The organism is Evtepia sp., from assembly GCF_056797215.1.
In genome coordinates, this window is the sequence record NZ_JBQILM010000017.1 from 13180 (window position 1) to 27328 (window position 14149).

At 62.6% G+C, this 14149-nt stretch carries 14 protein-coding genes; 11 read left to right on the plus strand and 3 right to left on the minus strand.

Going from position 1 to position 14149, the window contains the following annotated elements:
- The first annotated feature begins 2 nt into the window (after positions 1 to 2).
- From ACTOZL_RS05270 to ACTOZL_RS05305, 8 genes are all read left to right on the plus strand, one after another.
- Complete coding sequence (locus ACTOZL_RS05270; protein WP_482477099.1) at positions 3 to 785, plus strand: TrmH family RNA methyltransferase; 783 nt, start codon at positions 3 to 5, stop codon at positions 783 to 785.
- Positions 778 to 2025 (plus strand): DNA-processing protein DprA, encoded by a 1248-nt coding sequence (gene dprA, locus ACTOZL_RS05275; RefSeq protein ID WP_482477100.1) that lies wholly within the window; start codon positions 778 to 780, stop codon positions 2023 to 2025. The genes ACTOZL_RS05270 and dprA overlap by 8 nt, the downstream gene beginning before the upstream one ends.
- Positions 2026 to 2102: 77 nt before the next feature.
- Positions 2103 to 4469, plus strand: coding sequence for a type I DNA topoisomerase (gene topA, locus ACTOZL_RS05280; RefSeq protein WP_482477102.1), 2367 nt, complete (start codon positions 2103 to 2105; stop codon positions 4467 to 4469).
- Positions 4466 to 5773, plus strand: a complete 1308-nt coding sequence (gene trmFO / locus ACTOZL_RS05285) for a methylenetetrahydrofolate--tRNA-(uracil(54)-C(5))-methyltransferase (FADH(2)-oxidizing) TrmFO (RefSeq protein ID WP_482477103.1) — start codon at positions 4466 to 4468, stop codon at positions 5771 to 5773. The genes topA and trmFO overlap by 4 nt, the downstream gene beginning before the upstream one ends.
- A gap of 15 nt (positions 5774 to 5788) precedes the next feature.
- Positions 5789 to 6823: a phosphate acyltransferase PlsX gene (gene plsX, locus ACTOZL_RS05290; protein WP_482477104.1), complete on the plus strand. Its 1035-nt coding sequence runs from the start codon at positions 5789 to 5791 to the stop codon at positions 6821 to 6823.
- Positions 6824 to 6947: 124 nt separating this feature from the next.
- Positions 6948 to 7181, plus strand: coding sequence for an acyl carrier protein (gene acpP, locus ACTOZL_RS05295; RefSeq protein WP_482477105.1), 234 nt, complete (start codon positions 6948 to 6950; stop codon positions 7179 to 7181).
- Between the two features lie 40 nt (positions 7182 to 7221).
- Positions 7222 to 7902, plus strand: a complete 681-nt coding sequence (gene rnc / locus ACTOZL_RS05300; RefSeq protein WP_482477107.1) for a ribonuclease III — start codon at positions 7222 to 7224, stop codon at positions 7900 to 7902.
- On the plus strand, positions 7899 to 8060 hold the full coding sequence (locus ACTOZL_RS05305; protein ID WP_482477108.1) for a hypothetical protein: 162 nt from the start codon (positions 7899 to 7901) through the stop codon (positions 8058 to 8060). The genes rnc and ACTOZL_RS05305 overlap by 4 nt, the downstream gene beginning before the upstream one ends.
- A gap of 103 nt (positions 8061 to 8163) precedes the next feature.
- On the opposite strand, the gene ACTOZL_RS05310 is transcribed toward ACTOZL_RS05305, so the two are convergent.
- Genes ACTOZL_RS05310 through ACTOZL_RS05320 form a run of 3 tightly spaced genes read right to left on the minus strand, consistent with a single transcriptional unit; the run spans position 8164 to position 11086 of the window.
- Positions 8164 to 9315, minus strand: coding sequence for a transglutaminase domain-containing protein (locus tag ACTOZL_RS05310; RefSeq protein WP_482477110.1), 1152 nt, complete (start codon positions 9313 to 9315; stop codon positions 8164 to 8166).
- A gap of 4 nt (positions 9316 to 9319) precedes the next feature.
- Entirely contained in the window at positions 9320 to 10267 is a 948-nt protein-coding gene (locus ACTOZL_RS05315) for a transketolase family protein (protein WP_482477111.1), read from the minus strand.
- A 12-nt stretch (positions 10268 to 10279) separates the two neighbouring features.
- Complete coding sequence (locus ACTOZL_RS05320) at positions 10280 to 11086, minus strand: transketolase (protein ID WP_482477113.1); 807 nt, start codon at positions 11084 to 11086, stop codon at positions 10280 to 10282.
- A 156-nt stretch (positions 11087 to 11242) separates the two neighbouring features.
- Between ACTOZL_RS05320 and ACTOZL_RS05325 the strand changes: the two genes are divergently transcribed.
- The 3 genes from ACTOZL_RS05325 to ACTOZL_RS05335 are packed head-to-tail and all read left to right on the plus strand — an operon-like array spanning position 11243 to position 14132.
- The gene (locus ACTOZL_RS05325; RefSeq protein WP_482477114.1) at positions 11243 to 13558 is read left to right on the plus strand and encodes a cation:proton antiporter domain-containing protein; all 2316 of its coding nucleotides are present in this window, start codon (positions 11243 to 11245) and stop codon (positions 13556 to 13558) included.
- A 53-nt stretch (positions 13559 to 13611) separates the two neighbouring features.
- Entirely contained in the window at positions 13612 to 13938 is a 327-nt protein-coding gene (locus ACTOZL_RS05330; protein WP_482477115.1) for a hypothetical protein, read from the plus strand.
- Positions 13935 to 14132 carry a hypothetical protein gene (locus tag ACTOZL_RS05335; protein ID WP_482477117.1) on the plus strand — a complete coding sequence of 66 codons (198 nt, stop codon included), beginning with the start codon at positions 13935 to 13937 and terminating at the stop codon, positions 14130 to 14132. Before ACTOZL_RS05330 ends, ACTOZL_RS05335 begins: the two co-directional genes overlap by 4 nt.
- Positions 14133 to 14149: the final 17 nt, after the last annotated feature.

The following is a 14149-nucleotide window of genomic DNA, read 5'->3' on the forward strand; positions in this document are numbered from 1 at the left end:
TCATGGAACATATTACAAGCAGAGCCAACCCCCTCATGACCCACGTGCGCAAGCTGGTCAAGGACCGGAAGTTTCGCCGGGCCGAGAACCAAATGGTGGGAGAGGGACCTAAAATGTTGGAGGAGGCCCTCCGTTGGGGGGCAAAGCTGGATACCGTCTTTTGGGCCACAGGGACAGTGCAGATGGACTGCCCCGACGACGTGCGCCAGGTGGAGATACCAAGATCACTGTTGAGAGACATTTCCTCCACCCAAACGCCCCAGGGGGTGCTGTTCCTCTGCACCCTACCCACTGAGCCCCTCCCGGAGGCTCTCCCCGGCAGCCGCTACTTGGTGCTGGACGGCCTTCAGGACCCCGGCAACGTGGGGACCCTCTGGCGCACGGCGGATGCCTTCGGGGCGGACGGCATCCTCCTCCTCCCCGGCTGCGCCGACCCCTGGAACCCCAAAACCCTCCGGGCCTCTATGGGGGCCTGCTTCCGCCTGCCCCTGTGGGAGACGGAGCTGGAGCCCCTCACCGGGGCCCTGGCCAGGGGGAGGATCCCCCTGTATGCCACAGCCCTGGGGGAGACTGCGGTGGATATCCAGTCCTGCTCCCTCTGTCCCGCCGCCGTGGTCATCGGCAGCGAGGGGCAGGGGGTGTCGCGCCGGGTGCTGACCCAGTGCGAGGAGACCTTGCGCATCCCTATGCGCCCCCGCTGTGAATCCCTGAACGCCGCCGCCGCCGGGGCGGTGGTATTATGGGAGATGGGCCGGCAGAGTGAGGGGGGGCTTGCTGGTGGGTAATATCCGCCACTGGCTATGGCTGACCACCCGGGGCAAGTCCCCGGGGATGTATGCCGCCCGCATCCTGGAGCATTTCGGCTCTCCGGAGGCGGCCTACTTTGCCGGCGACCAGGAGTATGACCAACTGCCCTTCCTGCCCCAGGAAGTACGGGAAGCGCTGAAACACAAGAGCCTGTCTGAGGCGGAGCGGATTTTGGAGGCGTGCGAGAGCGGCAACGTGCAGCTTTTGACCATCCAGGATGCCGCGTATCCAGAACGTCTGCGACAGTTGAACACGGCCCCCTGCGTCCTCTACATCCGGGGCCGTCTGCCCCGGATGGATGAGGAGGCCGCTGTGGCCATCGTGGGGGCCCGGAACGCCAGCCCCTACGGGGTGATGGCGGCGGGGAAGCTGGCCTTGGAGCTGTCCCGCCAGGGGGCGCTGGTGGTCAGCGGCAGCGCCCGGGGCGTGGACTCCGCCGCCCTTCGCGGGGCCCTGCGGGGAGGCGGCCAGGTGGTCTCGGTGCTGGGCAACGGGGTGGATGTGACCTACCCGGCGGAGAACCGCGCCCTGTATGAGGACATCGCCGCCGCCGGGGCCTTGGTGTCGGAATATCCCCCCAAAACCCCGCCTCTGGGCCCTCACTTCCCTGTGCGCAACCGGATCATTGCCGGGCTGTGCCTGGGGGTGATTGTGGCGGAGGGGACCCAACGCAGCGGTTCCCTCATCACCGCCCGTTGGGCCTTGGAACAGAACCGGGACGTATTTGCCGTGCCGGGGAACATCGACAGCACCATGAGCCAGGGGCCCAACCGCCTCATCCGCCAGGGGGAGGCCAAGCTGGTCCAAGATGCCTGGGATGTGTTAGAGGAATATGAGGCCCTTTATCCGGCAAAGATTCATCCGAGGGTTTCCCTGCCGCCCCAGGTGGAGCGGGAGCGCCTGCGTCCGCCCAAGGGGCAGCGCCGGCACACAGCGGAGCTACAGGCTGCTCCCCCGCCCGAGGTATCCCAGCAGGCCCCGGCGGAGGAACGCCTTGTCATCGACCTGGGACAGGACAAGGAGGCCCTCACCGACGACGAGGCAGCGTTGCTCCGGGCCCTGCAGGGGGACCTGTCCCTGACGGTGGACGACCTGACGGAAAAGACTGCCATCCCCGCCCGGCGGGTGCTCTCGGCCCTGACCATGCTTCAGGTTCGGGCCCTGATCCAGGAGGGCACCGGCAAGCGGTTTTCCACCAAGGTGCTGCTGAAAGATTGAGTGATACGGACGGCCCCAGGGACGCAGACTGCGTCCCCGGCCTACCTTTATGATATGGAAGAAAGAGGTTTTGCGCAGTGGCTAAGACGAATCTGGTGATCGTGGAATCACCGGCAAAAGCGAAGACCATTGGAAAATATTTGGGCCCCAACTATCAGGTCCTGGCCTCTATGGGTCATGTACGGGACCTGCCCAAGAGCAAAATGGGCGTGGACCTGGACAACGACTTTACCCCCAACTACCAGCCCATCAAGGGCAAGGAGGAGACGATTGAGCAGTTGAAGGCTGCGGCGGACGCCAGCGAGCACGTGTTCCTGGCCACGGACCCGGACCGGGAAGGGGAAGCCATCTCCTGGCACCTGCAGGAGCTGCTGGACCTGCCCCGGGGAAAAGCCAACCGGGTGACCTTCAACGAGATCACCAAGAAGGTGGTCAGCGAGAGCATCGCCGCCCCTCGGATGATCGACCAGAACCTGGTGGACGCCCAGCAGGCCCGGCGGATTCTGGACCGGATTGTGGGCTATCAGCTCTCCCCCCTGCTGTGGAAGAAAATCCGCCGGGGGCTGTCTGCGGGGCGGGTACAGTCTGTGGCCACCCGCCTGGTGGCGGAACGGGAGGAAGAAATCCGGGCGTTTGTGCCGGAGGAGTACTGGACCTTGGAGGTCCAGCTAGACCGCATCGCACCAAACCTGGGCAGCTTCAAGGCCCAGTTCCACGGCCGGGAGAAGAAGATGGAGCTCAAGAGCCAGGAGCAGGTGGAGGAGGTCTTGGCGGCCATCCAGGCTGCCCCCTTCGCGGTGAGCAACATCAAGCGCCAGGATAAGCATCGCTCCCCGGCGCCCCCCTTCATCACCAGTTCCCTGCAACAGGAGGCCTCCCGGAAACTAAACATGCCCCCCCGGCGGACCATGTCCATCGCCCAACAGCTCTATGAGGGCGTGGATATCCAGGGGGAGGGCACGGTAGGCCTGATTACCTATATGCGTACCGACTCCCTGCGGATCTCCGAAGAGGCCATCGCCGCAGCCCGGGGCTTTGCCACCGCCCGCTATGGGGAAAAATATCTCCCCGATACCCCGAGACGCTATAAGACCAAAGCTGGTGCCCAGGACGCCCACGAGGCCATCCGGCCATCCAACGTGGAGCTCACCCCGGAGAGTGTGCGCAAGGACCTGACCCCAGAGCAGTACCGCCTTTATAAGCTGATTTGGAGCCGCTTCCTGGCCAGTCAGATGGCCTCTGCCGTCTACGACAGCGTGAGCATTGAGGTCACCAGCGCCGGGTACGTGTTCCGGGCCAGCCGGTCTGAGGTGAAGTTCCCCGGTTTCCTGGCGGTATATGAGGAGGGGAAGGACGAGGAGAGCAATGAGATTCAAAGCCCCTTGCCCAACCTGACAGAGGGGGAGGCCCTCCACTGCGCCGGCACCAAGCCGGAGCAGAAGTTTACCCAGCCTCCCACCCGCTACACCGAGGCCACCTTGATCCGGGCCTTGGAGGAAAAGGGCATCGGCCGCCCCTCCACCTACGCCCCCACCATCACCACCATCCTCAGCCGGGAATATGTGGTGAAGGACGGCAAACACCTCCACACCACCCCCCTGGGGGAGGTGGTCACAGGGCTGATGAAGGATAAGTTCCAGGATATTGTGGACTATGACTTCACCGCCACCATGGAGGGCCGCCTGGACCAGGTGGAGAGCGGGGAGGAGAACTGGAAAGCCCTCTTGCAGGACTTTTACCAGGGTTTCCACCAGGAGATGGACCAGGCGGAAAAGGACCTGGACGGCACCCGCATCAAGGTCCCTGACGAGCTCTCCGACGAGGTGTGCGATGTGTGCGGCAAACAGATGGTGGTGAAGTCCGGGCGCTTTGGCCGCTTCCTGGCCTGCCCTGGTTTCCCAGACTGCACCTTTACGAAACCCCTGGTGATCCAGATGCCGGGGCACTGCCCCAAGTGTGGCAGCCGCATCCTCAAGCGTACCTCCCGCAATGGCTACACCTACTATGCCTGCGAGCATTTGGGGGATAAGCTGGGCCGGGCCTGCGACTTTATGACCTGGGACGTGCCGGTGAAGGACAACTGCCCCGCCTGTGGCTGGACCATGTTCAAAAAGTCCGGCCGGGGGGCGAAAAAGCCCTTCTGCATCAATGAGGGCTGCGAGAACTTTGTCCCAGAGGAGAAGCGGGGGGGATACCGGAAGAAGAAGCCCGAGGAGGCCGCCCAGGAACAGGAGAAAGCGGCGGAGGCCCCGGAGCTTGCCGAGGCAACGGCGGAGGAAAAGGCCGAGGAGAAGCCCAAGAAAACCACAGCCAAAAAGACTGCCGCCCAAAAGGCCAGCGAGAAGAAGCCGGCAGAGAAGAAAGCCGCTGAGAAAAAGACCACAAAGAAAAGCAGTAGCAAGAAGGCGGCTTCCCAAGAGGAAGCGCCGGAGGAACAGGCATGAGCGCCCCGGTGACCGTCCTGGGGGGCGGCCTGGCGGGGTGTGAGGCCGCTTGGCAGTTGGCCAAGCGGGGCATCCCTGTGGTGCTGCGGGAGATGAAGCCGGAGAAGATGACCCCTGCCCACCATAGCCCCCTGTTGGGGGAGCTGGTGTGCTCCAACTCCCTGCGCTCTGATCAGTTGGAAAACGCTGTGGGGCTGCTCAAAGAGGAGCTGCGGCGGCTGGACTCCCTGATCTTGGCTTGTGCCGACCGGCACCGGGTGGCTGCCGGGGGTGCCCTGGCGGTGGACCGCTTGGGCTTTGCCCAGGCCATCACCGATGCCATCCGCGGCAACCCCCTCATCACCGTGGTGGAGGGGGAGGTGACGGCCCTGCCAGAGGAGGGAGAGGTCATTGTGGCCACCGGGCCCTTGACCTCCGACGCGTTGGCCCAGGCCATTGCCCAAAAGCTGCCAGAGGAGGCGTACCTGCACTTCTACGATGCTGCCGCCCCCCTGGTGACCTATGAGAGCTTGGACATGGACCACGCCTTTTTTGCCTCCCGTTACGACAAGGGGACGGCGGACTACATCAACTGCGCCCTGAGCCAGGAGGAGTATTTGCACTTCTGGAAGGAGCTGTGTGCCGCCCAGGAGGCCCCCATCCACGGCTTTGAGGACAAGAACGTGTTCGAGGGCTGTATGCCTGTGGAGGTCATGGCCCGGAGAGGGGAGCAGACCTTGTGCTATGGGCCCCTGAAGCCCCGGGGCCTCCGGGACCCCAGGACAGGGAAGGAGCCCTACGCCGTGGTGCAGCTGCGCCGGGACAACGCTGAGGGGAGCATTTACAACCTGGTGGGCTTCCAGACCCACCTGACCTTCCCAGAGCAAAAGCGGGTGTTCTCCCTGATCCCCGCCCTGGCCCAGGCGGAGTTTGTGCGCTACGGGGTGATGCACCGTAACACCTACCTCAACGCCCCTGGTATCCTGGACCGTTACTACCGGCTGAAACGTGAGCCCAGACTTTGCTTTGCCGGGCAGATCACCGGGGTGGAGGGCTATGTGGAGTCCACTGCCTCCGGCTGCCTGGCGGCGGTGGAGCTGGCCCGTCGGCTTCAAGGACGGCCGCCGGTGGATTTCCCTCAGGAGACGGCCTTGGGGGCCCTGGCTCTGTATGTGAGCAATGAGACCGTGCAAAATTTCCAGCCAATGAACATCAACTTCGGCATTATGCCCCCCCTGGGCTACCGGGTGAAGGGCAAGCGCAACAAGAACGCCGCCCTGTCCCAGCGGGCGCTGGCGTGCCTGGATGAGCTGGATTTTGCTTGATAGAAAGGAAACAATATGAAAATCATTATTGATGCCATGGGCGGCGACCAGGCGCCCCTGGCTCCTGTGGAAGGGGGCCTGCGTGCGGTGCAAGAGCTGGGGGTGGAGGTGATCTTCACCGGCCAGGAGGTGGCCATCCGGGACAGCTTGAAGCGCCTGGGCCATCAGGATATCCCCAAAGGGGTAGAGCTGGTCCCTGCCAGTGAGGTCATCACCATGGAGGACAACCCTGCCCGGGCCTTTAAGGACAAGAAGGACTCCTCCATGACTGTGGGGCTGAACCTGCTCAAGGAGGGGCGCGGGGATGCTTTTGTCTCCGCCGGCAGCACCGGGGCCCTGCTCTCCGGGGCCACGCTGGTGATCAAACGCATCCGGGGAATCCGCCGGGCGGCATTGGCCCCAGTGGTCCCCACTGCGATAGGGAACACTGTGGTCATCGACAGCGGCGCCACGGCGGAGGGCAGCCCGGAATATCTGCTGCAGTTTGCCTTTATGGGCTCTTACTATGCCAAGCGCTTTTTGGGGGTCCAGGAGCCCCGGGTGGGCTTGTTGAACATCGGTGCGGAGCCCAGTAAGGGCCTGGACCTTCAGCGGGCCGCCTATGGCCTGCTCCAACAGGCGGACAAGGAGGGGCGCATCCGCTTTGTGGGCAACATTGAGGGCCGGGAGGCGATGTGCCAGGGCGTGGACGTGCTGGTGTGCGACGGCTTCACCGGAAATATCTTCCTCAAGACCATCGAGGGCACCGCCCTGTTTATGAGCCAGTGCATGAAGGAGATGTTCCTCAGCAGCGGCAAAAGCAAGCTCTGCGCCCTGGCCATGAAGAACGAGGTGGGGGCCCTGAAAAAGCGCTTCGACGCCGCGGAGATCGGAGGCACCGCCCTGCTGGGCATTTCCAAGCCCGTGATCAAGGCCCACGGCTCTTCCAGCGCTTACGCGTTCCTGAATGCGGCCCGGCAGGCCAGAGAAGTGGCGTCGTCAGGGATCATCCAGGACATCACCGCCAACGTGGAATACATGCGCCTTCCCGATCCTGGGGAGGCAAAGTGAGGATTTTGATAAATTGCCTCTTGACAGAGCGGAAAATAGTCCCTATATTAAGTAAAGAAATCTTAACGACCGGTTTCGCGTACTGTGCCATGCAGGGCGGGGGCCGGAAAGGAGTGGAAGAACTGTGATTTTTGAGAAGCTGAAAAGTCTGATCGTGGATCAGATGGGTGTGCCGGAAGCCGCCGTTACCCTGGACGCCAGCTTTGAAGAGGATCTGGGGGCGGACTCTCTGGATACCTTTGAGCTTATCATGGGGCTGGAAGAGGCCTTTGATATTGAGATCCCGGAAGAGGACCTGGTGGACATGAAGACTGTGGGCGACGTGGTGAACTACCTCCAGCGGAAGCTGGACCTGTAAACCAGAGACCGGCTGCCACCGACGGAAGGAGGGGGACAAGTTGAAGAGTTTAGAAGAGCGGATCGGCTACCAGTTCCAGGACCAGAGCCTGTTGGAGAATGCCTTGACCCACAGCTCCTATGCCAATGAGCACCGAGGCGAGGGGATGCCCAGCAATGAACGGCTGGAATTTCTGGGGGACTCCATCCTGGGCTTGATCGTGGCGGATCATCTCTACCGCAGCCGCCCCGACCTTCCCGAGGGGGACTTGACCCGCATCCGGGCGGCCCTGGTGTGTGAGGGCAGCCTGGTGGAGGTGGCCAAGGCCCTGGACCTGGGGAGCTATCTCCGGCTAGGCAAGGGGGAGGAGGCCGGCGGTGGCCGCCACCGGCCGTCTATCCAGGCCGACGCGGTGGAGGCCATGTTGGCCGCCGTCTACCTGGACGGGGGCATCGGCCAGGTCCGCAAGCTGGTCCATAGCTTGATCCTGGAACAGGAGCAGGAGCGCACCAACCTGGGCAGGGACTACAAGACCACCCTTCAGGAACTGGTCCAACGGGAGAGCGGCCAGGTGCTGGCCTATCAGCTCCTGGGGGAGCGGGGCCCAGACCACGCCAAGACCTTCTCCATGGAGGTGTGCCTCAACGGGCAGCCCATCGGCAGCGGCGAGGGCCGGAGCAAGAAGGAGGCCGAGCAGGCCGCAGCCAAGGCGGCGGTGGCCAAGCTGGAAGGGACGCCATGAGGAACCTACGCAACATCATCATTGCGGTGCTCCTGCTGATCTTCCTGCTGGTGACCCCCTTCTGGGGCAGCATCAAGGAGGCCCTGGGGCTAGCGGACACCGACGGTGAAACGGGGGCAACGCCGGAGACTGCCGGGTGCTTAGTGGAGAAAACCTGAGTAAAATCAAAGCCTGTCAAGTGAAAATGCTTGACAGGCTTTTTGCTGTTTTCGTATGGATTTGACAGGCTTCCCTGTAAAGGGAAAATGCTTGACAAAGGGTTTAGCGGTAGGGGATGGTCAGGGTGAGGGTACCCATGTCGTCGTTGCGGGTGTACCAGAGCTGGCCCCGCCAATCCAACTGCTCCGCCTGGCCGGCAGGGGTCTGGTGGAAGAGGTCGTGGAGCTCCCCCTTGGTGAAAAGATGGTCGCAGGCATTCCAATAGGCCCCGGTGGAGAAGCGCAGGGAGATGTAGGGGGACCCGTTGTCCACTGCCCTCTGGATGGCATCGGCTAGGGCGTCAGGCTGGTAGTTCTCAAAATATAGGCCGTGGTAGCGGAAGTAGTTGTAATCCTCCACGGTACAGTCGGGGACAGGGACGGTGTCGTCGATGCTGTGGGTCCGCAGTAGGTCCCGGGTGGTGATGCAGAAGTAGTCGTAGGAGGGGCTATCGTTGGCATTGCCCCCCTCAAATACGGGGTCCCCCCAGGTGGTGTCCAGCCAGCAGGGGTTCCCGTCCAGCCAGACCAGGTTCCAAGCGTGGCTCTCCCCGTTGGCCTGGCCGCTGATGTAGGCGCAGGGGATGCCCAGCTGGTTGAGGAGGTATTGGGTGGTCTGGGCATAGCAGCCGCATAGCCCTGCCCCATAGACCATAATGTTGAGGATGGAATTGCTCTCTACGTTCTGGTAGTCGGCGTGGTCGATGATGTAGCGGTAGACCCCCAGGACCTTGTCATAGTCTGAGGCACCGTCGGGGAGGGTGGCGAAACAGTCCGCCGCCCACTGGTCAATCTGGGCTTGGAGGCCGGGGCGCTCTTGGGCGGAGACCACGTACACCGGGCGGTAAAGGGCCTCGGTGGGGGTTTCTCCCAGGTAGGTGGTCTCAATCTCCCCGGAGCCGGAGAACCAGAACAGCTCGGGGTAGTCCCGGCCCAGGGCCTGGGCAGCACTGCGGATCATATCCACGTCGGGGTAGAGCCCGGGAATCTCCTCCTCCTGGTTCCGGATCCCCTCCAGGAGCTGGTCGTAAATATATTGGGCCTGAGGGGGCAGGCAGCTTTTCAGATAGCGGAAGCCGTCCTCCTGGGCCACGTAGTCTGCCGGGGGCGGCCCCTGGGAGAGGAAGCGCTGGGTGATGGCGCTGAGGCCGGAACAGCCTCCCAGAAGGAGCACCAGGGAGAGGATCGCCAGGGTGGAGCTTATGTTGCGTCTCATTCCGTCACCCCTTTCGGGCCAACACCCGACCCACCGCAGCCAGGATGCCCTTGGCATTGAGGCCGTAGTGCGCCATGAGGGCCTCTGGGGGGCCGCTCTGGCCAAAGCAGTTGGGGACGGACACGGACTCCATGGGCACCGGGCACTGCTGCGCCACCACCTCCGCCACAGCGCTGAACAGCCCTCCGTGGAGCTGGTGCTCTTCGGCGGTGACGATGGCCCCACAGGTCTCCGCAGCGGCCCGGATGGCCTCCTGGTCGATGGGCTTGATGGTGTGCAGGTCCACCACTTGCAGGGACACCCCCTCCTGGGCCAGGGTTACGGCGGCCTCCATGGCCTCATAGACCATGGCTCCGCAGGCGAACACGGCGCAGTCCGTCCCTGGCCGCACCAGCCGGGCCTTGCCCAGCTGGAAGGGGGTCTGGGCGTCGGTGACCACCGGCACCGCCTCCCGGCCAAAGCGGAAGTATACCGGGCCGTCTACGTCCACCGTGGCAATCACGGCCTTGCGGGTTTCTTCACTGTCGCAGGGGGCAATGACGGTCATGTTGGGCAGCACCCGGGCCAGGGCGAGGTCCTCTAGGGCCTGGTGGGTGGCCCCGTCGGGGCCCACGGAAATCCCCGCGTGGGCGCCGCCGAAGCGGACTTTCAAGTTGTTGTAACACACGGTGGTGCGCATCTGGTCAAAGGCACGGCCGGAGAGGAACACCCCGTAGGTGGATATGTAGGGGATTAGCCCCCCCAGGGCCATCCCGGCGGCGGTGCCTACCAGGTCCTGTTCGCTGATGCCTAAGTTATAAAAGTCCTCTGGGTATTGGTCCCGGACCCAGTTGGTGCGGGTGGAGGCGGCCACGTCGGCGTCCAATACCACCACGTCCCGGCGCTGGGCGCACAGCTCCAATAAGCCCTGGCCGTAGCCGTCCCGCTGGGGGATATAGTCCAGTAATTTCATGGGGTTCCCTCCTTATACAAGCTGGGCCAGGGCGGCGGCCAGTTCTTCCCGGCTGGGGGCCTTGCCGTGCCAGGCACATTGGTTTTCCATAAAGGAGACCCCCTTGCCCTTGACGCACTGGGCCAGGAGGACGGTGGGCCTCCCCTTGGTCTCCGCTGCCTCCTGGAAGGCCAGGGCTAGGTCCTCCACATTGTGGCCGTCCACAGGGAGCACCTGCCAGCCGAAGGCGGCGAACTTGTCCCCCAGGGGTTCCACATTCATGATCTGGGCGGTGGGGCCGTCCAACTGGACGCCGTTGTCGTCCACAATGGCGCAGACGTTGTCCAGCTTGTAGTGGGCGGCGGACATGGCGGCCTCCCACACCTGCCCCTCCTGTACCTCCCCGTCTCCCAGAAGACAGTAGCTGCGGTAGGGCTTTCCCTGGCGCTTGGCGGCCAGGGCTAAGCCATTGGCAATGGAGAGGCCTTGGCCCAGGGAACCGGAAGAGCAGTCCAGCCCCGGCAGGCGTTCCTGGTGGGGGTGCCCCTGAAGGGGGGAACCCAATTGCCGCAGGGTGGGCAGGAGCTTAGGGTCAAAATACCCCCGCCGGGCCAGGACGCTGTACAGCGCCGGGGCAGCGTGGCCCTTGGAGAGGAGGAAACGGTCCCGCTCTGGATCGTCAGGCTGGGCGGGGTCGATGTGCATCACCTCATAATAGAGCACGGCCAGAATCTCCACACAGGAGAGGGAGCCGCCGGGATGGCCGGAACCGGCGGCGCAGATCATTTCCAAAATATCCTGCCGGAGCTGCCGGCAGATGGGACGAAGGTCGTTGCGCATAGGAAACCTCCCAAGTTATTCATTGTTCATGTAATAACCGTACCACACAGGCGGGAGAATGTCAACGAAGGGGGCAATCAGCCATTGAAAAAAAGTGCCCCCGGCGATATAATATGTATATCCTATCAAATCCGACAAATACCGAGGAGGTACCCTATGGAGTCCATCCCGTCCCTGATCCTAGACCTGACCATCATCCTGTGTATCGCAGCGCTCACCACCTTGCTGTGCAAAAAGCTCAACCTGCCCTCTGTGCTGGGATATATCCTGGCGGGGTTTTTGGTGGGGCCGGTGGTGGGCTTCCTCCCCACCATTGACGACATGGCCAGCATTGAGGTCTGGTCGGACATCGGCGTGATCTTCCTGATGCTGGGCCTAGGGTTGGAGTTCTCCGTCCATAAGATGGCGGAGGTGGGGGCGCCGGGCTTCCTCTCCGCCGGGGTCCAGGCGGTGGCCATGTGGGCCGTGGGCTTCTTCCTGGGGGAGCTGTTGGGCTGGGGCAACACCAACAGCATCTTCCTGGGGGTGATGCTGGCCATGTCCTCCACCATGATTACCATGAAAAGCATTGAGGACATGGGCCAAAAAAAAGAGCCCTTCGCCGCCCTGGCCATGGGTACCCTGGTGATTGAGGATATCTTGGCCATTTTCGCCATGGTTATTTTGGCCACCATCTCTGTGTCCCAGAACATCAGCGGGATTGCCTTGGCGGAACGGATGGGCCTGCTGCTGCTGTACTTGGCCCTGTGGCTGATCTTGGGCATCTACCTGGTCCCCACCATGATGAAGAAGCTGGTGGTGCTGATGAACGATGAGGTGCTTTTGATCTTCTCTCTGGCCCTGTGCTGCTTCATGGCCGTGCTGGCCCAGCATATTGGGCTCTCCACGGAGCTGGGGGCCTTTTTGGCGGGCTCCCTGCTGGCGGGGACGGTCCATGCGGAACGGGTGGAGCACTTGGTCACCCCCTGTAAGAACCTCTTTGGGGCGGTGTTCTTCGTCTCCGTGGGCTTTATGGTCCAACCGGCTATGATTGTACAATATATCTGGCCCATCCTGTTGCTGTCTGTGGTGGCCATCGTGGGCAAGCTGGTGTCCCTGACCCTGGGGGGACTGGCGGCAGGCCAGGGGTTGGAGACCTCTCTCCGGGCCGGGGCAGCCCAGACCCAGGTGGGGGAGTTCTCCTTCATCATTGCGGGGCTGGGCCAGTCCCTATCGGTGACAGGGGCGTTCCTGTACCCCATCATTGTGGCGGTGTCGGTGGTCACTACCTTTACCACTCCCCTGGCATTGAAGTTTGCTACGCCCCTGTGCCGTTGGCTGGAACGGGTACTGCCAGAGCGTTGGGTGGAGGGCCTAGAGCACTATGCCCAGGCCCGGCAGCGGAAGAAGCCGGGGACAGACAAGGATTGGACCCTCTTTCTGCGCAACTATGGCCGAACCTTCGGCCTTTTTGGGGTGCTGTCTGTGGGGGCTATCCTCTTGGGGGTGCGTACCCTGCGGCCCTTCTTGGAGGAGATCGGGCTGGATGGCCCCCTTCCGGCGGAGACGGTAAGCTGTCTGGCGATCTACGCAGTGCTGGCCTTCCTGATCCCGGCCATGCTGCGCACGAAAAAGCGCTTCTTCACCGCCCTGTGGCTGGACCGGACCTCCAACCGGGTGCTGCTGACCATCCTGGTGATCTTCCGCATGGCGGTGGCGGTGTTATTGGCGGTGCTGCCGGCGTTCCTGCTGTTCCAGATCAATCCCCTGTGGATGTCCCTGATGGCCCTGCCGGTGATCCTGCTGGCAAGCCGCTCCAACAAGCTGGCGGGACACTACCTTCAGGTGGAGGCCCAGTTCCTGGCCAACCTCAACCAGCGGAAGCTGGTGGATAAGTTTGGCGAGGGGGGCAATACCCACCAATGGCTCACAGAACAGTTGTACGTGATTACCCTTACCTGCCCCAGGGAGGCGTATGCCCAGGACGGGGTTTCCCTACAGGAGCTGGACTGGGGCAAGCTGGACGGGGTGAAGGTCATCAAGCTCCTTCGGGACCGGGAACAGATCAATATTCCCGAGGGGGATGTGAAGCTGCGCCATGGGGACCGGATGGTCATCATGGGGGCCAAACGGGCGGTGGAAAATTTCTGCCGCAAGCAGGAAGAATTCAATGTGCTGCCCTGGCCGGGGGAAAAGCTGCGCAGCTTGAAGGAGTACATCGAGACCCAGGACGGGGTAAGCCAGGCAAACCAGCTCCTGTGCTGTGGCGTTACCCTGGATAAGCTGGGGTACTTGCAGGGCAGGAGCATCCGGGACAGCGGAATCAAGGAGGATTGGAGTGCCTTTTTGATCGGCTTGGAGCGGGACTTCCTGCCCATCCCCAACCCGGACCCCAACCTGAACCTGAAAACAGGGGACCTGATCTGGGTCATGGGCTCCCAGGAGATGGCAGGGAAGCTCATGGGCCTGGGGCTGTTGGATTATGACGAGTAAGGCGATTCATACGAAAGAGCAGGAGGGGTAAGCGATGACAGCACAAGAGAAAAATGCAAGTGATGGAGGAATGGCTCTCCCACCCTCAGGAACTGGGGAAGAAGCCCGCGAAACTGGAATTGGCGGGGACCTTTGAGCTACATGAACTGCGGTATTACATCTTCAAGTTTAAGAAATCCCTTTTAGGTGGTTGGAAGGTGGCCGTCTGCGGCGGCTATGAGGGGGATGGTGTGGGCCACTGCGGCCATATTTTCAGCGAGATGGAGCCCTATGACCCCGCCACCGCCCAGGAGAAGTGCGTGGCTATGGTGGAGAAAATCCGCTGGAGAGTAAGGTCCCCAATGGAGAGGCGGAGTATTGGGCCAACAGCAACTTTATGACCAGGGAACAGTCCGTGGCCGCGGCCCAGAACCATCAGGCCCACCTGCTGGTGGCGGTGCTGGGGAGAGACGCTGCCCCCTTGGAGGCGGGGAAGCTGTTTGTCAAAATGGCCGCTACCTGCCTGAAAGCTCCCAACGCCTTGGGCATCTATGACTGTGGTACAGTATACGGGGGCAACTACCTGGAATGGTAGTTGCCCCCGTACATCGT

Bases quoted from the DNA above. Each gene is read 5' to 3' on its own strand.
- ACTOZL_RS05270 (WP_482477099.1), top strand. From the start codon at position 3: ATGGAACATATTACAAGCAGAGCCAACCCCCTCATGACCCACGTGCGC.
- trmFO (WP_482477103.1), top strand. From the start codon at position 4,466: ATGAGCGCCCCGGTGACCGTCCTGGGGGGCGGCCTGGCGGGGTGTGAG.
- plsX (WP_482477104.1), top strand. From the start codon at position 5,789: ATGAAAATCATTATTGATGCCATGGGCGGCGACCAGGCGCCCCTGGCT.
- ACTOZL_RS05305 (WP_482477108.1), top strand. From the start codon at position 7,899: ATGAGGAACCTACGCAACATCATCATTGCGGTGCTCCTGCTGATCTTC.
- ACTOZL_RS05310 (WP_482477110.1), bottom strand. From the start codon at position 9,315: ATGAGACGCAACATAAGCTCCACCCTGGCGATCCTCTCCCTGGTGCTC.
- ACTOZL_RS05315 (WP_482477111.1), bottom strand. From the start codon at position 10,267: ATGAAATTACTGGACTATATCCCCCAGCGGGACGGCTACGGCCAGGGC.
- ACTOZL_RS05320 (WP_482477113.1), bottom strand. From the start codon at position 11,086: ATGCGCAACGACCTTCGTCCCATCTGCCGGCAGCTCCGGCAGGATATT.
- ACTOZL_RS05325 (WP_482477114.1), top strand. From the start codon at position 11,243: ATGGAGTCCATCCCGTCCCTGATCCTAGACCTGACCATCATCCTGTGT.
- ACTOZL_RS05330 (WP_482477115.1), top strand. From the start codon at position 13,612: ATGCAAGTGATGGAGGAATGGCTCTCCCACCCTCAGGAACTGGGGAAG.
- ACTOZL_RS05335 (WP_482477117.1), top strand. From the start codon at position 13,935: ATGACCAGGGAACAGTCCGTGGCCGCGGCCCAGAACCATCAGGCCCAC.